The 21275-nt window shown below is 72.3% G+C and carries 20 protein-coding genes and 1 tRNA gene; 10 read left to right on the top strand and 11 right to left on the bottom strand.

Going from position 1 to position 21275, the window contains the following annotated elements:
• Positions 1-103: 103 nt before the first annotated feature.
• Genes V7S47_RS00820 through V7S47_RS00810 form a run of 3 tightly spaced genes read right to left on the bottom strand, consistent with a single transcriptional unit; the run spans position 104 to position 2309 of the window.
• On the bottom strand, positions 104-1039 hold the full coding sequence (locus tag V7S47_RS00820) for a carbohydrate kinase family protein (RefSeq protein WP_336559843.1): 936 nt from the start codon (positions 1037-1039) through the stop codon (positions 104-106).
• Positions 1036-1683, bottom strand: a complete 648-nt coding sequence (locus V7S47_RS00815) for a class II aldolase/adducin family protein (RefSeq protein ID WP_336559842.1) — start codon at positions 1681-1683, stop codon at positions 1036-1038. Before V7S47_RS00815 ends, V7S47_RS00820 begins: the two co-directional genes overlap by 4 nt.
• A complete protein-coding gene (locus tag V7S47_RS00810; protein ID WP_336559841.1) occupies positions 1680-2309 on the bottom strand; it encodes a TetR/AcrR family transcriptional regulator in 630 nt (209 codons plus the stop codon). The genes V7S47_RS00815 and V7S47_RS00810 overlap by 4 nt, the downstream gene beginning before the upstream one ends.
• A gap of 100 nt (positions 2310-2409) precedes the next feature.
• On the opposite strand from V7S47_RS00810, the gene V7S47_RS00805 reads away from it, so the two are divergent.
• Both V7S47_RS00805 and V7S47_RS00800 read left to right on the top strand, forming a co-directional pair.
• Positions 2410-2775, top strand: a complete 366-nt coding sequence (locus V7S47_RS00805; RefSeq protein ID WP_336559840.1) for a VOC family protein — start codon at positions 2410-2412, stop codon at positions 2773-2775.
• Between the two features lie 16 nt (positions 2776-2791).
• The gene (locus tag V7S47_RS00800) at positions 2792-3223 is read left to right on the top strand and encodes a VOC family protein (RefSeq protein WP_336559839.1); all 432 of its coding nucleotides are present in this window, start codon (positions 2792-2794) and stop codon (positions 3221-3223) included.
• Positions 3224-3284: 61 nt separating this feature from the next.
• Here the strand turns inward: V7S47_RS00800 and V7S47_RS00795 are convergent, their stop codons facing one another.
• The 3 genes from V7S47_RS00795 to V7S47_RS00785 form a co-directional block, all read right to left on the bottom strand.
• Positions 3285-6536, bottom strand: a complete 3252-nt coding sequence (locus V7S47_RS00795; RefSeq protein ID WP_336559838.1) for a fibronectin type III domain-containing protein — start codon at positions 6534-6536, stop codon at positions 3285-3287.
• A gap of 47 nt (positions 6537-6583) precedes the next feature.
• Entirely contained in the window at positions 6584-8734 is a 2151-nt protein-coding gene (locus V7S47_RS00790) for a fibronectin type III domain-containing protein (protein WP_336559837.1), read from the bottom strand.
• A 242-nt stretch (positions 8735-8976) separates the two neighbouring features.
• Positions 8977-9480: a winged helix-turn-helix transcriptional regulator gene (locus V7S47_RS00785; RefSeq protein WP_336559836.1), complete on the bottom strand. Its 504-nt coding sequence runs from the start codon at positions 9478-9480 to the stop codon at positions 8977-8979.
• Positions 9481-9544: 64 nt separating this feature from the next.
• Between V7S47_RS00785 and V7S47_RS00780 the strand changes: the two genes are divergently transcribed.
• The 4 genes from V7S47_RS00780 to V7S47_RS00765 are packed head-to-tail and all read left to right on the top strand — an operon-like array spanning position 9545 to position 12212.
• Positions 9545-10009, top strand: coding sequence for a PaaI family thioesterase (locus tag V7S47_RS00780; protein ID WP_336559835.1), 465 nt, complete (start codon positions 9545-9547; stop codon positions 10007-10009).
• Between the two features lie 56 nt (positions 10010-10065).
• On the top strand, positions 10066-10719 hold the full coding sequence (locus V7S47_RS00775) for a uracil-DNA glycosylase (RefSeq protein WP_336560426.1): 654 nt from the start codon (positions 10066-10068) through the stop codon (positions 10717-10719).
• Complete coding sequence (locus V7S47_RS00770; protein ID WP_336559834.1) at positions 10716-11378, top strand: SanA/YdcF family protein; 663 nt, start codon at positions 10716-10718, stop codon at positions 11376-11378. The genes V7S47_RS00775 and V7S47_RS00770 overlap by 4 nt, the downstream gene beginning before the upstream one ends.
• A gap of 51 nt (positions 11379-11429) precedes the next feature.
• Positions 11430-12212, top strand: a complete 783-nt coding sequence (locus V7S47_RS00765) for a dioxygenase family protein (RefSeq protein WP_336559833.1) — start codon at positions 11430-11432, stop codon at positions 12210-12212.
• Between the two features lie 148 nt (positions 12213-12360).
• On the opposite strand, the gene V7S47_RS00760 is transcribed toward V7S47_RS00765, so the two are convergent.
• A complete protein-coding gene (locus tag V7S47_RS00760) occupies positions 12361-13935 on the bottom strand; it encodes a succinic semialdehyde dehydrogenase (protein WP_336559832.1) in 1575 nt (524 codons plus the stop codon).
• A gap of 3 nt (positions 13936-13938) precedes the next feature.
• Positions 13939-15564, bottom strand: coding sequence for a GMC family oxidoreductase (locus tag V7S47_RS00755; protein WP_336559831.1), 1626 nt, complete (start codon positions 15562-15564; stop codon positions 13939-13941).
• A gap of 101 nt (positions 15565-15665) precedes the next feature.
• On the opposite strand from V7S47_RS00755, the gene pdxY reads away from it, so the two are divergent.
• Positions 15666-16517 carry a pyridoxal kinase PdxY gene (gene pdxY / locus V7S47_RS00750; protein ID WP_336559830.1) on the top strand — a complete coding sequence of 284 codons (852 nt, stop codon included), beginning with the start codon at positions 15666-15668 and terminating at the stop codon, positions 16515-16517.
• Between the two features lie 96 nt (positions 16518-16613).
• Here pdxY and V7S47_RS00745 read toward each other — a convergent pair.
• From V7S47_RS00745 to V7S47_RS00735, 3 genes are all read right to left on the bottom strand, one after another.
• Positions 16614-16689, bottom strand: a tRNA-Thr gene (locus V7S47_RS00745).
• Between the two features lie 186 nt (positions 16690-16875).
• Positions 16876-17649 (bottom strand): SDR family NAD(P)-dependent oxidoreductase, encoded by a 774-nt coding sequence (locus V7S47_RS00740; protein ID WP_336559829.1) that lies wholly within the window; start codon positions 17647-17649, stop codon positions 16876-16878.
• Between the two features lie 2 nt (positions 17650-17651).
• On the bottom strand, positions 17652-18380 hold the full coding sequence (locus V7S47_RS00735) for an SDR family NAD(P)-dependent oxidoreductase (RefSeq protein WP_336559828.1): 729 nt from the start codon (positions 18378-18380) through the stop codon (positions 17652-17654).
• Between the two features lie 71 nt (positions 18381-18451).
• On the opposite strand from V7S47_RS00735, the gene V7S47_RS00730 reads away from it, so the two are divergent.
• From V7S47_RS00730 to V7S47_RS00720, 3 genes are read left to right on the top strand one after another with little or no spacing between them, the layout of a single operon-like run.
• Positions 18452-18847: a hypothetical protein gene (locus V7S47_RS00730; protein WP_336559827.1), complete on the top strand. Its 396-nt coding sequence runs from the start codon at positions 18452-18454 to the stop codon at positions 18845-18847.
• Between the two features lie 20 nt (positions 18848-18867).
• A complete protein-coding gene (soxR, locus tag V7S47_RS00725; RefSeq protein ID WP_336559826.1) occupies positions 18868-19314 on the top strand; it encodes a redox-sensitive transcriptional activator SoxR in 447 nt (148 codons plus the stop codon).
• Positions 19311-21152: a glycoside hydrolase family 13 protein gene (locus V7S47_RS00720; protein ID WP_336559825.1), complete on the top strand. Its 1842-nt coding sequence runs from the start codon at positions 19311-19313 to the stop codon at positions 21150-21152. The genes soxR and V7S47_RS00720 overlap by 4 nt, the downstream gene beginning before the upstream one ends.
• The last annotated feature ends 123 nt before the right edge of the window (positions 21153-21275 follow it).

Genomic DNA, 21275 nt, shown 5'->3' with positions numbered 1-21275 from the left:
CTGCCCGAGCCCGAGGTCGTCCCCAGCGGCGACCCCACCCCGATCCCCGACACCCCGCCGCCGGCCGAGCCCGCGCCGGTCTGAGCCGCGGGCCGGCGTCGCGTTACTGCCCGGCCCGGACCGCGGCGGCCGCCACGACAGCCAGCACCGAGTCGAGCGAGTAGGACCCGGCGTCGGTGCCGAGGCCGGCCGCCACCTGACCGGCGGTGGCGCAGCCGAGCTCGGCGGCGCCGCGCAGGTCACGGCCGAGCGCGAGACCGCGCAGGAAGCCGGCGGAGAAGGCGTCGCCGCAGCCGGTGGTGTCGATGACCGGGACGTCGTACGCCGGGACCTCGACGACCGCGTCGGCGGTGACGACGACGGCCCCGCGGGCGCCGGCGGTCGCGGCCACGCAGCCGGCTCCGGCGTCGACCAGCGCCCGCGCGCCGTCGACCAGCGACGAGGCACCGGTGAAGCCGAGCACCTGCTCGTCGTTGGGCAGCAGGTAGTCGGTGTGCGGCAGCGCGTCGGCGATCCAGGCGAGCATGTCGGGGTCGCCGGGGGCCAGGACGTCGAGCGACGTCACGATGCCGAGCGAGCGGGCCCGGGCGAGCAGCTCGCTTGCCGCCGGGCCGCCGAGGAACTCCGGCCCGCCGAGGTGCAGGTGGGTGACGCCCTCGAGCGCGTCGGCCGGCAGGTCGTCGAGGGTGAAGGCCCCGTTGGCCCCGATGCAGTGCCAGGCCGGCCGGTCGCCGTCCGGCCGGACCGGGATCACCGACGACGAGGTCTGGTGGTCGTCCTTGCGGGCCAGCCCGGACACGGAGACGCCCTCCGCGGCCAGCAGGTCGAGCAGCACCGACGCGATCGGGTCGGTGCCGACGGCGCCGTACGACGCCACCTCGGCACCGAGCCGCGCGAGCACGACGGCCGTGCCGCCCGCGGTGCCGGCCGGCGAGAACCGGATCTGCTCGACCAGCTGGCCGTCCGAGCCGGCGGGGATGGACTCGATCCCGATGACGTGGGTGTCGAGGACGTGCACGCCGACGGCGGCGATCTTCATGGGTTCTCCTGCGGGGTTCCGTAGCCGCGCGCGAGCGCGGCCGTGATGACGGCGACCTGGTCCTCCTCGGACAGGACGCGGACCGGGCCGAGCGCGCTGGCCCGGTGGTAGAGCGCCGCCAGCCACTCGAGCAGCAGCGCGTGGTCGACCGCCTGCTCCAGCGTCGTGCCGACGGTCACCGAGCCGTGGCTGGCCATCAGCGCGGCCTGGCGGCCGGCCAGCGCGTCCCGCACGTGGGCCGCCAGCTCCGGCGTCCCGAAGGTGGCGTACGGCGCGACGCGGACCGACCCGCCCAGCAGCAGCTGCTGGTAGTGGACGACCGGCAGCTCGTCGAGGACGCACGCCAGCGCCGTCGCGTACGGCGCGTGCGTGTGCACGACCGCGCTCGCGTCGGTGTCGGCGTAGACGCCGAGGTGCAGGCCCAGCTCGGAGGTCGGCTGGAGCCGTCCGGTGAGGACCCGGCCCGTGAGCGACACGACGGTGACGTCCTCGAGCCGGCACTCGGCGAGGTCCAGGCCGGAGGGGGTGACCGCGACCCGGTCACCGGAGCGCAGGGAGACGTTGCCGGCGGTGCCGATCAGCAGTCCCTCCACGGCCAGGCGGCGGGCGGCGGAGGCGACGGCGGCACGGAACTGGTCGGTCATGCGGCGTACCGCTCGAGGTAGGCGGTGACCATCGCGACGCCCTCGGCGACCAGCACGCGGTCGCCCCCGGAGCGCCGCTCGTAGGCGAGCTGGAAGACCCGGTCGCCCACCTCCACCGCCAGCTCGGCCAGCGGGTCGGTGAGGCTGGGACGGACCAGGCCGAGGCCGGCGGCGTACTCCCGCAGGGTGCGCGCCACGCGAGCGTTGTGGTCGCGACCGAACTGCGCCACGGCGGCGTTGGTGCGCCCGCGCAGGTAGACCTCGACGAAGGCGGGTCGGCGGTCGTAGACCTTCACGAAGGCGGCCATGGTCGCGCCCACGATCCCGGCGATCGTCCGGTCCTCCTCGGGGAGGGCGGCGAGGTCGGCGAGGACCTGCTCGTCCATCTCGGCCATGTCGCGCTCCACGAGCGCGAGCAGCACCTCCTCCTTGTCGGCGAAGTACTGGTAGAGCGAGGCGACCGGCATTCCCGCGACCCGGGCGATCTCGCGGGTCGTGAGCGCGGCGACGCCGTGCTCGAGGACGACCGCGGCCGCAGCATCGAGGACGCCCTCGACCCGGCGGCGACTGCGGGCCTGGGTCGGGACCCGGCGGCGCGGGGCGGGCTCGACGGAGGGCAGCGACATGGGGGGACTGTAGGCCGCAGAAGACGAACCTGACACAGGTTCAGGTCAGAAAGTCGCACAACGGTCGGGATCTGACCGCAATCGCCGACACGGTGGAGCCATGACCGCACCGAACCTATTCCTGGTCTACGTGACCGACATCGAGCGATCCACCGCGTTCTACCGCGACCTGTTCGACCTGGAGCCGCAGCTGACGACACCGCGGTACGTGCCCTTCGAGGTCGCGCCCGGCGTGCTCTTCGCGCTCTGGAGCGGCCGGGCGGACCGGGTCACCCCGGAGGTCGTCCGCACCTCCGAGGTCGGCCTGATGGTGCCAGGGTCGGCGGCCGCGGTGGACGAGCTGTTCACCGCCTGGACCGCGCAGGGCGCGACCGAGGTCGAGGCGCCGTACGACGACGTCTTCGGGCGGACCTTCGTGGTGGCCGACCCGGACGGCAACCTGATCCGGGTCTCTCCGCTGGACTGACCGGGTACCGGAGGCCATGGCTCTCATCGACAGCTCCGGCTTCGCCCACGTCCGCCTCACCGTCACCGACATCGCCCGCTCGAAGGCCTTCTACGACCAGGTCTTCGGCTGGCCGACCGCGGTCGACGCCTCGCAGCACGTCGACGAGCCCGGCGTCCGCGAGTCGGCCGAGCAGTTCTACGGCGGCGTCGTCTACCAGACTCCGCAGGGCACGCTCTTCGGCCTGCGGCCGGTCGGGAGCACGTCGTTCGAGTCGGCGACCACGGGCCTCGACCACGTGAGCTTCGCGGTCGGATCGCGCGACGACCTGATCAGCGCGGCCGCCGCCCTCACCGAGGCCGACATCGAGCACGGCGAGGTGACCGACCTCGGTGACGCCGGCATGGCGATCCTGTCCTTCCAGGACCCCGATGACATCAACATCGAGCTGACCGCACCACTCGGCTGACCCGAGCGACAGCGACGCCGGCCCCCGGGAGGATTCCCCGGGGGCCGGCGTCGTGGGTGGCTCAGGCGCCGCGCTGCAGCTGGACCAGCCCCGTCGGGTAGCGGTCCCGCGCCGAGACGTAGACCCGCCCGTGCCGGGTGTCGACCGAGACGCCGTACACCTTGTTGCCGAAGGCGTGCGCCGACAGCCGCGCGACCTGCGAGAGGTCGGTCGTGCTGAGCACCGTCACCCCGGAGGCGTCGAAGGTCGTCGCCGCGTGGCCCAGGTAGACCCGGCCGGCGACCGGGTCGACCGCGACCGAGCGCCAGCTCGGCGCCGCCGTCGCGACCTCGCTGAGCAGGGCGTACGTCGCCCCGTTCAGCACCCGGAGCCCGACCGTGCCGGCCGTGTTCTCATTGGAGAGGTAGACCCGGTCGTGGACCGCGTCGTAGGCGATGCCGTGCGAGGTCCAGGCCGCGCCCGGGAGCTCGACCTTCTGCACCTGGGCGCCGGTCGTCGCGTCGGCGACGAGGAACCCGGTGCCGCGGGTCGCCCCGAGCACCCGGCCCCGCGCCAGGTCGACGTCGATGCCCCGCACGTTCGCGTCGAAGTCGAACGGACCCCGCTCGACCTCACCCGAGGCCTGGTCGAGGACCACCCACTTGTTGGCGTAGGCGACGTACAGCTCGTCCTTGGTCTCGTCGAGCGCCACGTCGCGAACCCCCTCCTCGGCCGCGTTCGGCACCGTGATGGTGCGCAGCGTCGTGTCCGCGACCGGGTCGATCACCCGGATCCGGGCCGGGCGCTGCTCGTTGGCGACGTAGACGTGGCCGGTCGACTGCTCGACCACCGAGCCGACCGGGCGGTCGTCGGTCGCGGTGTCCGAGGCGTCGGGGATCGCGGTGAGCGACCTCGGCGTGTACGCCGTCCCCGCCGGCACCTCGGGCTCCGGCTCCGGCTCGGGCTCCGGCTCGGGGTCCGGGTTGCCGCCCTCGAGGATCCGCTCGCTGACGGTGACGGCGACCGGGACGGTCTCCTCACCCGGCGGGTTCAACCGGTGGTCCCGGTTCGACACGTAGACCCGCTGCCGCTCCTCGTCCACCGCGATCCCGTAGCCGTCCTTGCCGAACTGCGGACCCGGCTTGTCCACCAACAGCTCACCCTTGGCCGCGCCGTAGACCGAGAACCCACCCGACGACGCCGACACCCCGGTGAACCCGACATACAGCAGCCCGTTCGTCGAGTCGAAGTCCACCTGCCGGGCCGAGGCCCGCGTCGGCGACTCCCACACCTGCTTGAAGTTCGCGCCCGCATCGAAGACCTCGACGTTCTTCACGTCCGTCAGCTCCTCGAAGTACGCCACCGCCACGCGCCCACCGACCTCGTCGGCCGCCACGTAGTACGCACCCGTCGTGCCGTTGATCGTGCCCAACGACTCACCCGTCACCGCGTTGAACACCTCCACCCCACGCGCCGGGATCGCCGCATAGACATAGCCCAGCTTCGGGTCCACATCGATCGACCGGTTCGACTCACTGATCGGGAACGGACCCCGCACCACCTCACCGAACGACCCCGCCGCGATCGACACCACGACCCAGTTCTTGTTCTGCTGCCCCACGTAGAGCAGCTTCCTCGCATCATCGATGCCCAGGTCCCGGATGTTCTCCGGCAACGTCATCGACCGCAGCACCTTGTCCGTCACCGGATCGATCTCCCAGATCGTCCGACCGTTCTGATCACCCAGGAACAACGTGTCCCGCTCCTGCGAGAACACCACCCCCGCCGGCAGCTGCGCCGTCACGTCATCCACCGACACGAGGGACTTCTCGAAGGCGTAGTCGAGGTCACCGACCGGGTCGGTCGGGTCGGTGGGGTCCGTCGGGTCCGTGGGGTCCGTCGGGTTCTCGCAGCCCAGGCACGGGCCCGGGTCGGTCGGGTCGATGACGTCCGGGGCCTCGTCGTCGGTGACGGCCTTGCCGTGCTCGTTCTTCACGATGGTGAAGCCGTCGTAGTACTGCCCGTCGGCCGTGCGGGACTCGTAGCGCAGCCGACCGCTGGAGACGTCGATGGCCTGGTAGAGCTGGAGGCCGCCGCCCATCCGCCGCAGGTGCGCGTCGTTCTCGTTCCAGACCCGCGGGCCGGCGCGGTACTGCTTGTCACCCACGACCGAGACCGCGAAGACCGGCCCGGAGTAGCTCCGCTCCTTGTCCCAGCTCGCGGGGTTGCCCACCTCCGCGGCGTCGGTGTTGCCGCGGCCGTAGCCGTGGTCGTGGCCCTGCAGGACCAGGTCGACGTCGTACTTCTCCATGAGCGGCAGCCAGGACTGGCGCAGCGCCCGGTTGTTGCGGCCCTCGTCGAGGGAGAACAGCGGGTGGTGGAAGTACACGACCGTCCACTGGTTGGGGTTGTCCTTCAGGACGCCGTCGAGCCACGCGGTCTGGATCGCGAGCGGCTCGGCCGAGCTCAGGTTGCTGTTGAGCGAGATGAACCGGACGCCCTGGTAGTCGGTGTAGTGGACCGTCCCCTCCATCGCGTCGTACGCCGGCCCCTGGCCCTGCGGCCCGGTGTCGGGGTAGGTGAACTGGGCCTGGAACTGGTCCGAGATCGCCTCCCCCTCGTACTCGTGGTTGCCGGGCGCCATCAGGAAGTTGGTGGTGCCGAGCACGTAGTCGGTGGCGTCGTACACCTCGCCCCACTGCTGGTCGCTCATCGCGTCGTTGACCAGGTCGCCGACCTGCACGACCAGGTCGGCGTCCGGCCGGTCCCGGAAGGCGTTGCGCATGACCCGCGAGGCCTGGGACTTGATGCCGGTCTGCACGTCGCCGAAGTAGAGGAACGAGAACGGGTCGGCGGTGGCCGACTCGGTGGTGAAGTGCTGCCACTCGCTGAAGTTGGTGCGGTCACCGACCCGGTACTGGTACATCGTGCCCGGCTTGAGGCCGGTGAGCCGCGCGCCGTGGAAGGTCTGCTGGTAGCCCAGGTCGGCCGTCATCTCGGTCGACCGCTCGGCCGCGAACGTCGTGTTGTCGTTGCGGTAGGTCAGGCTCGAGGCCTCCCGCAGCTCGACGACGGGCTCGGCCACGCCGGTCGAGGTGCGCCAGGTGACGTACTGGCTCGTCGACGGGTCGGCCGTCGGCGTCAGCGTGATCCGGTCCGGGACCCGGGAGGGCGCGTAGAACGCCGCGGCGTCCACCGGGGCCGCCGAGGCGGGAGCCGGTACGACGGCGCCGACGCCGGCCAGCAGCGTGCCGGCCGCGAGGGCCGCGGCGAAGCCGGCGCGGAGCCGGGACCGGCGACCGGACGGGTGATCGGACGGGTGGTCGGACTGCATGGAGGTCCCTCTCGGGTCGCGGGGGCGGTCGGGGCGGGGAGCGGTCGTCATCGGACCCTCACCACCCGGGCGGCCGAGGTGGAGCCGGCGACGTTCCCGGTGCCGACGTAGGCGACCGTGATCCGGTGCTTGCCCGGGGCCAGGCGCGGCAGCCGCACCGTGGCCTTGCCGGCCTTCAGCACGACCCGGGCCACGACCCGCTTGCCGTTGCGGACCACCAGGGCGGCGTTCGGGGCGGCGACGCCGGGCACGGAGACCCGGACGGTGAGCCGCCCGCGCTGGCCGGGCCGGACCCGCGCCGGAGCGGTGACCCGGGTGGTCGACCGCGCCTTGGTCACGTTGACCAGGACGGGCGCCGACGTACCGCCGCGGACGGTGGTGCCGCGAGGCACGAAGGTCACGGTCAGCGCGTGCCGACCAGCGGACAGGGTGCGCGGGAGCACGGCGGTGGCGACCCCCGAGGCGTTGACGCCGACCCCGGTGGCCACGACGGTGCGGCCGTCACGGACGACGACGCTGCCGGCCGGGACGACGCCCGCGACCGGGGCGACCCGGGCAGTGACGCGGACCGGCGTCGAGGTGCCGTAGACCTGGCGCGCGGCCCGGTCGACGGAGACCGTCGGCGTCACGAGCGTCGGCGTCGGGGTGGTCGGCTCCTCGGGCTCCTCCGTCGGCTCGTCGGTCGGTACGGCGCCCGGGACGGCCGGCTCGGGCAGGCTCGGCCGGCCGATGTCGCCGCGCGTCGAGCCGGGCCCGGAGGCCCGCGCGGTCGTCTCCGTGGTGACCAGCTTCTTCCCGGCCGACTTGGCGATCGTGAACGCGTCGACCAGGTTGCCGGCGACGTCCCAGGTCTCGACGTGCATCTCGCCGGCCTTCACGTCGACGAGCTGGTAGAGCTGGGTGTCGCGGCCGACCACGCGCAGGTGGGCGCCGTTGGTGACCCAGTTGTTGGAGTCCGCCGGGTCCGGGACGTAGTACTTCGGTCCGGCCACGGAGACCAGGTAGACCGGGCCGGTGTGGCTCTTGTCCTTGGTCGCGCCGGCTGGGAGCCCGGCCTCGTTGGCGAGCAGGTTGCCGCGCCCGTAGGCGTGGTCGTGACCCTGCATGACGATGTCGACGTCGTACTTCTCGAAGAGCGGGAGCCAGGCCTGGCGCAGCGCGGCGTTGTCGCGGCCCGAGGTCACCGAGAACACCGGGTGGTGGAAGGTGGCGACGGTCCACTGGTTCGGGTTGTTCTTCAGCACGTCCTCCAGCCACGCGGTCTGCGCGGCCATCGCGGCGGTGTCGCCGGGGAAGTTGCTGTTCAGGGCGATGAAGCGGACGCCCTGGTAGTCGGTGTAGTAGACGTTCTCGTCGTAGAGCTGGGTGACCCGCTCGTCGGTCGCGGGACCGTTGCCCGGGTACTCGAACTGCGCGCCCCAGTGCCGCGACAGCGTCGGGCCCGGGTAGTACTCGTGGTTGCCCGCCGCGGCGATCACGTTCATCCCGCCGTTGGCGTAGCCGGCGGCCTCGAACCACTGGCCCCACTCGGCGTCGGAGATGTCGGTGTCGATGAGGTCGCCGGCGTGCAGCACGGCCCGGGCGTACGGCCGCGCCTCGGTCGCCGCGCGGAAGGTGCGCGAGACGTACGACTTGATGTCGTTCTGCGCGTCGCCCTGCATGATGAACGAGAACGGCTCCGCGGTCGCGGCGGCCGTCGTGAACTCGGCCCACTCGCTCCAGGTGTCGCCGTCGCCCACGCGGTAGACGTAGGTGGTCGCGGCCTTCAGGTCCGTGATCGTCGCCGAGTGGTGCGCGACGTCGTACCCGAGGTCGGTGCGGAAGGTCGTGGTGGTCGCCTCGACCGTGCGCTCGGCCGTGACGACGCCCGGGACGGCGACCGCGAGCTGCAGCCGCGGGGCGCCGGCGGACGTCGAGGTCCGCCAGGACACGCTCTGGGAGACGGCGGGCGTGGCGGTCGGGGTGAGGATCACCCGGTCCGGCACGACCTGCGGGTCGTAGATGGTCGCCGGGTTGACGGCCGGCGGCGCGAGCCCGCCACCCGCGGCCAGGGAGACGACGCCGGTCGTGGCCACGAGCCCGAGGGCCAGGCTGCCGACGACGAGGCCGGCCCGGGTCGGGCGCCAGCGCGACCGTCCGGGAGTGCGGCCTGGGTCTGCGGGAGGGGTGCTGCTGCTTCCGGGGGTGCCGGTGGACATGCCGGGAGGGGCCTCTCGTTCGGGACAGGACGCCGCCCGTCACCGGGCAGCGGGGAGCCTCGGCACCTGCCCGAGAGGCGCCGCTCCGGAGCGGACGCTAGGGGAGCCCGGACCCCTTGCCGGACCACCTGGACGAGCCCGTTCCGCGTCCTGACGGCATCTCGTCCTCGCCCGTCGCCGGCTCTTCACCGAGCGTTGTCCGAGCCGTCGGCGAGGCGTCTAGACCGAGCGGCGCGAAGACGTCACCGGGCTGACGCGGCGTGTTCATCCGCCGGCAGCCCACCCGGCCCCGGACGGGGCGCGACGTCGCGCGGGTCGGTCACCTGGTGCCCGTGCTCGCAGACCAGCGCAGCGTGCACGACAGCCCCGCAGTCCCGGTGGGCGATCTCGACCGGCGGGCCGCCGGGGTCGGCGAGGTAGCGGTCCCCCCAGTCGGCGACCGCCACCAGGACGGGATAGAGGTCGAAGCCCTTCGGGGTCAGCCGGTACTCGTGCCGCTCGCGGGCCCCGTCGTCGCGGTACGGCGCGCGCCGCAGGATCTCCTGGTCGACCAGGAGCGCGAGCCGGTTGCTGAGCACCTGGCGCGGGATCCCGCTGTGGCGGCGGATGTCGTCGAAGCGCCGCACCCCGTTGAACACCTCGCGCAGCACGACGAACGTCCACCGCTCCCCCAGCACGGCCATCGAGCGACCGACGGTGCAGTTGGCGGTCGACCAGTCCAGGGCGGGCGGGTAGCTCGTGGCCATCCTCACAGCCTACCGCTGCTGAGTCTCGTTGACAGACCCAGCGCGCGTGCGCTTCCCTGGGTCCATGACCGAGACCCAGACTCCGGCACCCGAGCTCGACCTCGCCGCGATGAGCGGCCTGGAGGTGCTGATGGCGATGCGCGACGGCCTGCTGCCGGCGGCCCCGATCGCCGAGACGCTCGGGATGGTGAACTTCGACGGCGAGCACGGCTCCATCTCGGTCGAGCTCGACCCCGAGCACCGCCACTACAACCCGCTCGGCACGGTCCACGGCGGGGTCATCTCGACCCTGCTCGACACCGCCGCGGGCTGCTCGGTCCACTCCACGCTCGGCCCCGGCGAGGGCTACACCTCGCTCGACCTGACGGTGAAGTTCCTGCGGCCCGCGACGGTCGACTCCGGGCGGCTGCGCGCGGTCGGCCGGGTCATCCAGCGCGGGCGTCGTACGGCACTGGCGGAGGCGCAGCTGTTCGACGGCCGCGGCAAGCTGGTCGCGCACGCGACGTCGTCCTGCATGATCTTCGCCTGAGCCCCCTCTACGGTAGGCGCGTGAGCGCACTCGCGGGACTGGTCGACCAGGGTCTGATGGCGCCGGACTGGGCCGAGGCCCTGGCGCCGGTGGACGAGCAGATCGCCGCGATGGGACGGTTCCTGCGCGAGGAGATCGCAGCGCACCGGCCCTACCTGCCGTCCGGCGAGAACGTCTTCCGCGCGTTCCGCCGCCCGCTCGCGGACGTGCGGGTGCTGATCGTGGGCCAGGACCCCTACCCGACGCCCGGCCACCCGATCGGCCTGAGCTTCGCGGTCGAGGCGCACGTGCGGCCGATCCCCCGGAGCCTGGCCAACATCTACACCGAGCTCGGCGACGACCTGAACCTCGAGATGCCCGCCCACGGCGATCTGACCGCGTGGGCCGACGCCGGCGTGATGCTGCTCAACCGGGTCCTCACGGTGCAGCCCGGCGCCTCGGCGTCGCACCGCGGCAAGGGCTGGGAGCAGGTGACCCAGCGGGCCATCGAGGCCCTGGTGGCGCGGGGCGGTCCGCTCGCCGCGATCCTCTGGGGCCGCGACGCCCAGAGCCTCAAGCCGATGCTCGGCAGCACGCCGTACGTCGAGTCGGTGCACCCGTCCCCGCTCTCCGCCAGCCGGGGCTTCTTCGGTTCGCGGCCCTTCAGCCGGGTCAACGCCCTGCTGGTCGAGCAGGGCGGCGAGCCGGTCGACTGGCAGGTGCCCGCGTGAGCCGGCGCCGCCGCCTCGCGGTCGTCGCGGGCGTCCTGGTGGTCCTGGCCGGCGCCCTCGTCGGCACGGCGAACGCGGTCGTGCTCGCCCGCACCGACGACCTCGTGCTGACCGACCCCGCCGACGTCCCCCACGCCCAGGTGGCGATCGTGCCGGGCTCGATGGTGCGCCCCGACGGCACCCTCGGGACGATCGTGCAGGCCCGGGTCGACGCGGCGGTCGCGCTGCACGACGCCGGCACGGTCGACAAGATCCTGCTCTCCGGCGACAACGGCACCCGCGCCTACAACGAGCCCGACACCATGCGCGACGCCGTGCTCGCGGCCGGCGTACCTCCCGAGGACGTGTTCACCGACTACGCCGGCTTCAACACCTGGTACACCATGCGCCGCGCGCGTCTGGTCTTCGAGGTCGACTCGGCCGTCGTGGTGACCCAGGCCTTCCACGTCGCCCGCGCGGTCGATCTCGGTCGGGCCGCCGGGCTCGACGTCCACGGCCTCGCGGTCGACAGCGCCGGGCGGCTGCGGGTCCGGGCGCGAGAGGTGCTCGCGCGGGTGCGCGGCTTCGGCGAGGCGACGATCCGTCCCGACGTCACCGGGGGCCCGACGCTGCCGATCACCGGCGACGGCCGGAGCTCGTGGGCGGAGCCGAAGCCCTGACAGACCGACCTCCGAGGGAATAAAGTTGAAAGTGAAACCATTGGAGGAGTCATGGCCGCTGTCGACACCCGCATGCCCGCGCTCTACATCGGGCACGGAGCTCCCCCGCTCCTCGACGACACCCTCTGGTCCGGGCAGCTCGCCGAGCTGTCGGCGGACCTCCCCCGGCCGACGGCGATCCTGATCGTCAGCGCGCACTGGGAGTCGGCGCCGATCAGCCTGAGCGCCAGCGGGGCGCCGCTCGTCTACGACTTCGGCGGCTTCGACCCGAAGTACTACGAGATGACCTACCGCACCCCGGACGCCTCCGACCTCGCGCGCAAGGTGGCGGCTCTGATGCCGGCCACCCAGCCGGTCCACCAGCACGCGACCCGCGGCCTGGACCACGGCGCGTGGGTGCCGCTGACGATCATGTACCCGGCGGCCGACGTACCCGTCCTGCAGATGTCGCTGCCCACCGAGGACCCCGGCACCCTGCTCGAGATCGGCCGACGGCTCCGGCCGCTGCGCGACGAGGGCGTGCTGATCATCGGCTCGGGCTTCCTCACCCACGGCCTGCGCTACCTGCGCGAGTTCCGCATCGACGCGCCCGCGCCGGGCTGGTCGACCGAGTTCGACCACTGGGCGTCGGAGGCGATCGGCCGCGGCGACGTCGACGCCCTCGCCAACTTCCGAGAGCTGGCGCCCGGCATGCCCTACGCCCACCCCACGGTCGAGCACTACACGCCGCTCTTCGTCACCCTCGGCGCCTCCGTCGACCCCAGCACCCCTGCCGAGCAGATCATCGACGGGTTCTGGATGGGCCTCTCGAAGCGGTCGCTGCAGGTTGCCTGAGCAAGCGACGGGCGCGTCGAGATCCCTCGTGTCGCGGATCGAGTCCGACCCACTCAGGTACGACGCCCCGCGTCCGATGTGAACGGCACACCGGACGCGGACGCCGTCGCCATGGGGCGGCGGCGTACGCGCACGTCGATCCGGCGGCTCAGCGCATCCGGGTCTTCCGCATCATCTTCAGCCCGGACAGCATCGACTTCACGTAGGCGTCGTAGTCCTGGCCGGGCCGGGCGCCCATCACCTGCTTCTTCAGCACCGCGAGGTTCTGGACGTCGGTGTACTTCAGCAGGCCGTAGTCGCCGTGCCGGGCACCGACGCCGGACTGCTTCACCCCGCCGGACGGCGTGCCCTTGGAGGCGAAGGCGGTGGCCAGGATGTCGTTGACGTTGACGTTGCCGGACTCGATGCGGCGCGCGACGGCGCCGGCGGCCTCGACGTCACCACCCCACACGGAGGCGTTGAGGCCGTAGTCGGTGTCGTTGGCCAGCGCGACAGCCTCGTCGACGGTGCGGTAGCGGTGCAGCGCGACCACCGGCCCGAAGGTCTCGGTGACGCCGCAGAGCATGTCCTTCGTGACCCCCTCGAGGATGGTCGGCTCGAAGAACGCGGGCCCGAGGTCGGGACGGGCCTTCCCACCGGTCACCACGGTCGCCCCCTTGGCGACCGCGTCGTCGACGTGGGCCTGGACGCGATCCTTGTGGTCGGGCGAGACCAGCGAGCCCATCTCGGGCCCGAAGTCGTACGACGCCCCGACCCGCAGCCTCTCCGCAGCCGCCACGAAGCGGGTCTTGAACTCGTCGTAGCGCGACTCGGGCAGGTAGATCCGCTCGATGTGCATGCAGATCTGGCCGGTGTTGCCGAACACCCCGAAGACCGCGCCCTGCACGGCCTCGTCCAGGTCGGCGTCCTCGAGGACGATCATCGGGTTCTTGCCGCCGAGCTCGAGGCAGCAGCCGATCAGGTTGCGTCCGGCGCGCTCGCCGATCACCCGCCCGGTGTTCGTGGACCCGGTGAACATCACGTAGTTGGCGTTGTCGATCAGGGTCGGCCCGACGTCGGGCCCCTCCCCGCAGACGACCTGGAACAGGCCCTTCGGCAGGCCCGCCTCCTCCAGCATCGAGATGCCCCACAGCGGCGACAGCGCGGTCTTGTTGTCGGGCTTGAGGACGATCGCGTTGCCGGCCATCAGCGCCGAGACGGCATCCGAGATGCCGGTGGCGAAGGGGAAGTTCCAGGGCGCGATGATGCCGACGACGCCCTTGGGCTGGCGGATCTCCGTCGAGGTCGTCAGGAACGGCACCGGGCCGCCGCGTTTCACCGGGGCGAGCAGCTTGGGCGCCCGCTTGAGGTAGTGGCTCATCACCATCGGCGGGTCGCAGGTCTCCTCGATCGCCATCCGCCGGTTCTTGCCGCTCTCGACCTGGATCAGGTCGGCGGTCTTCGCGGCGTTGTCGACGAAGAGGGTGTGCGCCCTCTTGAAGACCTTCAGCCGCTTGGCCAGCGGCCAGGCGGCCCACTCCTGCTGGGCGGTGCGGGCCGCGGCGAAGGCCCGCTCGATGTCGGCCGGCGTCGACTGCGGGAGCTCGACCAGCACCTCGCCGGTGTAGACCTCGGTCAGCTTCCAGGTGCCGCCGCCGGTCGACGGCACCCGCGCGACCAGGCGCTGCAGGAAGGCGTCGGTGACCGACGCGGGGCGGGCGATCCGCTGCGGGGTGAGGGTCATGACTCAGCCCCGCCCCAGGACCAGGTCCGCGCCGCGCTCGCCGATCATGATCGCCGGCGCGTTCGTGTTGCCGCCGGTGATCGACGGCATGATCGAGGCGTCGCAGACCCGCAGGCCCTCGATGCCGCGGACCTTCAGGTCCGGCCCGACGACCGCGAGCTCGTCGACGCCCATCCGGCAGGTGCCGACCCCGTGGTAGACCGACGTCGCGCGATTGAGGATCGCGTCGCGGAGCGCCTGGCCCTTGAGGTTGGTGCCGGGGTGGATCTCCTCCTTGACCGCGCCGCCGAAGGCCCCGCCGGCCATGATCTCGCGGACCATCTCCGAGCCCTCGCCGAGCAGCTCGACGTCGGCCGGGTCGGCGAGGTACTGGAAGTCGATCAGCGGCGCCGCCGTCGGGTCCGACGACGCGAGCCGCAGGGTGCCCCGGCTGCGCGGGTAGATGAGCGTCGTCAGCACCGTGAGCGACGGCCGCGGGTCGACGTCGTGGCGGATCGGTGCGTCCTGGTTCGGCGAGACGTACGACCAGGGCAGCAGGTGCAGCTGCAGGTCGGGTACGTCGGTCGCCTGGGAGGTCCGGACGAAGCCGACGGCCTCGAAGACCGAGTTGGCCAGGAACGTCGTACCGGGCCGGAGGACCTCCTTGGCGATCCCCTTGGCGAAGAAGAAGGCATTGCCGCGCATCTTCGAGGTCGTCGTATGGAAGGTCATCGCGTGGAACATGTGGTCGTGCAGGTTGTCGCCGACCGGGAGGTCCGCGACGACGTCGATGCCGTGGTCCTTGAGGTGCTGAGCGTGGCCGATCCCCGAGAGCATCAAGATCTGGGCCGAGCCGATGAACCCCGCCGAGAGGATGACCTCCTTGCCGGCGCGGATGGTGCGCTGCGAGCCGTCCTTGTCCGTGACCTCGACCCCGGTCGCGCGGCCGTTCTGCAGCACCACCTTGCGGACCAGCACCTCCGACTGCAGCTGCAGGGTCGGCGGCGCGAGGTGGTGGATGTAGCCGCGCGAGGCGCTGTAGCGCAGGCCCTCCGCCGCGTTCTGCTGCATCCGGCTGACGCCCTCCTGCGACTCGCCGTTGTAGTCGTCGAGCACCTTGACCCCGAGGGTGTCGGAGGCGGCCTGGATGAACTGGAGCGTGCCCTCCTGCGGGGTGGCGTTGCGGGTGACCCGGATCGGCCCGCCGGCGCCGCGGAAGGCGTTCTCGCCGTCCTCGAAGTCCTCCATCCGCTTGTAGGCCGCGTTGACGGTGTCGGCGTCCCAGCCGGCGTTGCCCTCGGCGGCCCAGGAGTCGAAGTTGGCCCGGTTGCCGCGCACGTAGACCATGCCGTTGATCGAGCTCGACCCGCCGACGACCTTGCCGCGCGGGACCGGCATCTTGCGGTCGAGGAGGTGCTTCTGCGGGGTGGAGTAGTAGCCCCAGTCGACCCGCTTCTTGATCTCGGGGACCGCGTGCATCGGCCCGATCATCCCGGGCTTCTTCACCAGGAACTGATCGTCGCTCTTGCCCGCCTCGAGGACGATGACGCTCGCCCCCGACTCGGCCAGGCGGCCGGCGATCGCGGCGCCGGAGCTCCCGGATCCGACGACCACGTAGTCGGCTTCGCTGCGGTAGGGGGTCTTGGCCATGTCTCAACCTCGGCGTTCACATACTCCGGGAATGTGTCAGCGCTCACCCTACGACATCAACTGCAACCTGTTCTAGTTCTGTCGGGGTCCATGATGGGGCCGTGCAGATCCTGTCCATCCAGTCCTCGGTGGCCTACGGCCACGTCGGCAACTCCGCCGCCACCTTCCCGCTGCAGCGGATCGGCCACGAGGTCTGGCCGGTCCTGACCGTCCACTTCTCCAACCACACCGGGTACGGCGCCTGGCGCGGCCCGCTCCTCGCGCCCGCCGACGTCGCCGACGTGATCGCCGGCATCGACGACCGGGGCGTCCTCGGCCAGGCCGACGCGGTGCTGTCCGGCTACCAGGGCGACCCGGCGGTCGGGGCGGTGATCCTGGACGCGGTCGCCCGCGTGAAGGCGCTCAACCCGTCGGCCGTCTACTGCTGCGACCCGGTGATGGGCGACGTCGGCCGCGGCATGTTCGTGCGCCCCGGGATCCCCGAGTTCATGCGGGACACGGTCGTCCCGCAGGCCGACATCGTGACGCCGAACCACTTCGAGCTCGACTTCCTGGCCGGCCGCACGACCACCACGCTCGACGAGGTCCTGGACGCGGTGGACGCCGTACGGGACCGCGGGCCGCGGGACGTGCTGGTGACCAGCGTCCTGACCACCGAGGGGGTGGCCGACCACCTCGACGTCGTCGCCGTCTCCGACGCCGGCGCCTGGGTCGTCACGACCCCCCTGCTCCCGATCAGCCCCAACGGCTGCGGCGACGTCACCGCCGCGCTCTACCTCGCCCACCTGCGCACGACGGGCTCCCCCGCCACCGCCCTGGAGCGGACCACGTCGTCGGTCTTCGCGATCCTCGAGGCGACCATCGCCGCCGGCACCCGCGAGATCCAGCTGATCGCCGCCCAGGACGCCATCGCCGACCCACCGGCAACGTTCACGGCGCGACAGCTGCGCTGAGCCGGTCGTCCTCCTTGCCCGGACCGCCGGGGAAGGAGGACGTTCCCGGGCAGAACATCGGCCCAGAACGTCCAGGAAGGGCCGAGAACCCCTCCGTGGAGCCGGTGACAGGAGTCGAACCCGCGACATCCTCTTTACAAGAGAGGCGCTCTACCTACTGAGCTACACCGGCGCGGCCCCGCGGGGCCGGCCGCTCATGCTAGTGGCCGGGGCTCGCCCGTGCCGCAGCCGAGGGGGCGAAGAACTGACGGCCCAGCACAGCTGGACCGGCCTCCCCCGGGCGCCAGCGCGTCACCTTCTCGCCCCCTGCACGCTGGCGCGCCAGCCTTCCCGGGCGACAGCCCGGCCACCGACCACCTCAGCTGAAGAAGCTCCCACCGCCGTCGACGCTCAGCGTCACCCCCGTGACGTACGACGAGTCGGGGCCGGCGAGGTAGACCGCGGCCCGACCGACGTCGGACTCGGCGTCGCCGAGGCGCGGGACGGAGAGCGACTTCAGCACGATCTTCTCCAGCTCCTCGGGGCGCTCGTCGAAGTAGGACCGGGCGCCGTCGCTGAGCACGAAGGGCGCCAGATTGTTGACCGTGATGCCGTGCCGGCCCCACTCGCGGGCGGCGACCCGGGTGAGCCCGCCGACGGCGGCCTTCGAGGCGACGTACGCGCCGAAGCCGGCCATCCCCTGCGGCTCGGAGCCGGAGCGCAGGTTGATCACCCGACCGCCGCCGGCGGAGTCGCGCAGGTGCGGGAAGCAGGCGCGCATGAAGTAGAGGGTCGCCTTCGGACCGGTGTCGAGGACCCGGTCCAGCTCGTCATCCGTGGTGTCCTCGAAGCGCCCGGAGGTCGCGTCGATGGCGTTGTTGACCAGCACGTCGACCGAGCCGAACCGCTCCACGACGGCCGCCACGCAGGCGTCCACCTGGGTGGAGTCGCGGATGTCGCAGACGTACGGCGCGGCCGCGCCGTACGACGACAGCTCGGTGACCACGCGCTCCGCACCCTCGGCGTCGAGGTCGACGACCGCGACGTGCGCGCCCTCCTTGGCGAACGCCCGGGCGATGCCGGCGCCGACGCCGCGGGCCGCGCCGGTGACGATCGCGACGCGCCCCTCCAGGACCCTCCCGACGCCGGCCATGCTCAGCTCATCAGCCCGTCGATGGCCAGCACCGTGCCGGTGACGTACGCGGCCGCAGGCGAGGCGAGGTAGCCGATCGCCGCCGCGATGTCGCCGGGCGGGATCGCGCCGGGCATCTGCATGAACAGCCGCTCGGAGATCCGTGGCTCGAGGTCGGTCGGGTAGGACTCCGCGACCTTCGAGACCATCGGGGTGTCGATGGTGCCCGGGCAGATCGCGTTCACCCGGACCCCGGTCGGCACCAGCTCGAGCGCGAGGTTCTTGGTGAGCTGGGTCAGCCCGCCCTTCGAGGCGCCGTACGCCGCGGCGTACGGCTGCGGGACCCGGCCCGCGACCGACGACACGTTCACGACACAGCCCTTGGCCGCCTTCAGGTGGGGCAGCGCCGCCTGGGTCAGCAGGAACGGGCCCTTCAGGTTCACCGCCAGCACCCGGTCGTACTCGGCCTCGTCGATCTGCTCGAAGCGCCCGAACTGGACGATCCCGGCCACGTTGGCGAGCACGTCGATGCGGCCGTACTGGGCGCAGACCGCGATCGCCGCGTCCACGGACGCCTTGCTGGCCACGTTGGTCTCGACGTAGGTGACGCCGTCAGGGACGGTCGGGTTCACGTCGAGGGCGAACACGACGTCGCCGGCGTCGCGGAACATCGTGGCGGTCGCGTGGCCGACGCCGGAGGCGGCGCCGGTGACGACGACGACGCGCTGGTTCTCGCTCGGGGTGCTGGTCATGGCCGGACGCTAGCGCAGAACTAGAACTCGTTCTAGCAGCGTGGGACGACGATCTGTACGACGATGTCCGCGTGACCTTCGGACTCGCGTGGTGGCTGCGCCCCGAGGAGCGCGCGGACATCGGGACGCCGTTCCTCATCGTCCTCCAGTCCACGATCGCCATCCCCGTCTTGGACGAGTTCCGCGGTTCGCCGGGAGCGCTCGCGTTCGCCCTCGTCTTCGGCGGCTTCTTCGGACTGCTGGCCCTGCGCAACTGCCTGCGGCTGCTGCGACCGCGGCCGGTCCCCACCACCGCGATGCTGGTGAGTCTCGTCCTCTGCGCGCTCTACCTGGGTCTGCTGGTCTCCGGCCCCATCCTGGACGGCGACGACACGCTCCGCGGGCTGCTCTTCGTCCCACCGCTCGGCGTCCTCGTGGTCGCCCTCGCCCAGGAGAGCGTGCGCAAGGTCAACTTGAAGCAGGCTTGAACCTCCGCAAGGCTGGGTGGGTGACCCAGCTGACGATCGGACACCTGGCCGAGCGGGCCGGGGTGGCGACCTCGGCGATCCGGTTCTACGAATCGCGCGGGCTGATCCACTCGGTGCGCACGGCCGGCAACCAACGGCGCTACGAGCAGCACACCCTGCGCCGGATCGGCTTCATCCGCACCGCCCAGCGGATCGGGCTCACCCTCGAGGAGATCGCCGAGGCGCTCGCGACGCTGCCCGACAACCGCACCCCGACGAAGTCCGACTGGCACCGGCTCAGCAAGTCCTGGCGCCCGCGCCTCGACGAGCAGATCCGGCGCATCGAGCTGCTGCGCGACCGGCTCGACGGTTGCATCGGCTGCGGCTGCCTGAGCATGAAGAGCTGTGCCCTGACCAACCCCGGCGACGAGGCCGCGGCGTACGGCACCGGCGCCGTCTGGCTCGACCCTCGAGGAGGATCCCGATGACCCACCTGCTGCACGAGCCCCACCACGACGGCTCCCCGACGTACCTCTCCGACGAGACGCCGGCGCTCGGCTGGCCGGTGAAGGTGCGGCTGCGCACCTGGTCCGGCGACCCGGTCGAGTCGGTCTGGATCCGGACGACGTACGACGCCGAGCCGACCTTCCACGCCTGCGCCGTGGTCGAGCGCGACGAGCACACGACCTGGTGGGAGGGCGACCTGCCGGTGCACAACCCGGTCACCCACTACCGCTTCCTGCTCGCCGACGCCGCCGGCGACCAGCGCTGGCTGACCGCCGCCGGCGTGGTCGACCACGACGGTCCGGACACCTTCGACTTCCGCGTGACCGTGCACGAGCCGGCGCCGGACTGGGGCCGCGACGGCGTGGTCTACCAGGTGTTCCCCGACCGCTTCGCCCGTTCGGCCGCGGCGGCCGACCGACCCACGCCCGACTGGGCGGTCCCCGCGGACTGGGACGACGAGGTGGTCTTCGAGGGCAGTGACCCGCGCACGCCGCTGCAGTACTTCGGCGGCGACCTCGACGGCGTCGTCGAGCACCTCGACCACGTCGCCGAGGCGGGCGCGACGATCCTCTACACGACGCCGGTCTTCCCGGGCGAGAGCAACCACCGCTACAACGCGTCCACCTTCCTGCGTGTCGACCCGCTGCTGGGCGGCGACGAGGCCTTCGCGCGGCTCAGCACCGCCGTGCACGAGCGCGGCTGGCGGCTGCTCGGCGACCTGACCACCAACCACACCGGCGACACCCACGAGTGGTTCGCCCGGGCCTCCTCGGACCCGGCCTCGCCGACCCGGGGCTGGTACTACTTCAACCACGACGGCAGCTACGAGTGCTGGATGGGCCACGGCACGCTGCCCAAGCTCAACCTGGCCGACGCCTCGCTGCGGGCCGCGATGGTCGAGGGGCCGGACTCGGTGGTGGCCCGCTGGCTGCGGCCGCCGTACGACGTGGACGGGTGGCGCATCGACGTCGCCAACATGACGGGCCGGCTCGGCGCGCTCGACGTCAACCACGACACCGCCCGTGCGGTCCGTCGTACGGCGGCCGCGGAGCGGGCCGACCCGCTGGTCATCGGCGAGCACAACCACGACGCGTCGGGCGACCTCGACGGCGACGGCTGGCACGGGACGATGAACTACTCCGGCTTCTCGTGGCCGGTCTGGTCGTGGCTGCGCGACCCCGCCTCCCCCGCGCGGGCCTTCGGCCGGCCGGTGCCCGTGCCGGTGCGGCCGGGACCGCTGGTGGTGCAGACCCTGCGGGAGTGGTCGGCCCGCTACGGCTGGCTGGCCGCGGCGACCTCGTGGAACATCCTCGGCTCCCACGACAGCGCGCGCATCCGCACCGTCACCGGGTCCGGCCCGCTCCACCGGGTCGCCGCCGGGCTGCAGTTCACCCTGCCCGGCGTCCCCATGGTCTTCGCGGGCGACGAGATCGGCCTCGAGGGCGTGCTCGGCGAGGACTCCCGCCGCCCGATGCCCTGGGACCGCCCCGAGACCTGGGACCGCGCCACCCTCACGGCGTACGGCGCCCTCGCCGCGGCCCGCCGCGACCACGAGGCGCTGCGCCGCGGCGGCCTGCGCTGGGCTCACGTCGACGACGACGCGCTGGTCTTCCTGCGCGAGCACCCGACCGGCTCGGTCCTGGTCGCCGCGCGCCGCGCCGCCGGCCCGGCGATCGACCTGCCCGCCGGACCGCTGGGCTTCGGAGACGGGTCGCTGCTGCTCACCACCGCCGACGGGCGGGTGGGTGAGCTGAAGGAGAAGCGGGGCGTCGTACGGCTGGCCGCCGGCGGGCCGGGGCTGTCGGTCTGGCGGGTGTGAGGGCGGCCGCAAAGGTTCATCGGCTAGCCGATGAACCTCACGCCTGGACGACGAAGGTTCATCGTCCCGCCGGGAGTTTCATCGGCTAGCCGATGAAACTCTCACCGGCCGCCCCGCAGCACC

The organism is Nocardioides sp. CCNWLW216 (assembly GCF_037120545.1).
GTDB lineage: Bacteria > Actinomycetota > Actinomycetes > Propionibacteriales > Nocardioidaceae > Nocardioides > Nocardioides lianchengensis.
This window is presented reverse-complemented; position numbering and strand designations above follow the sequence as displayed.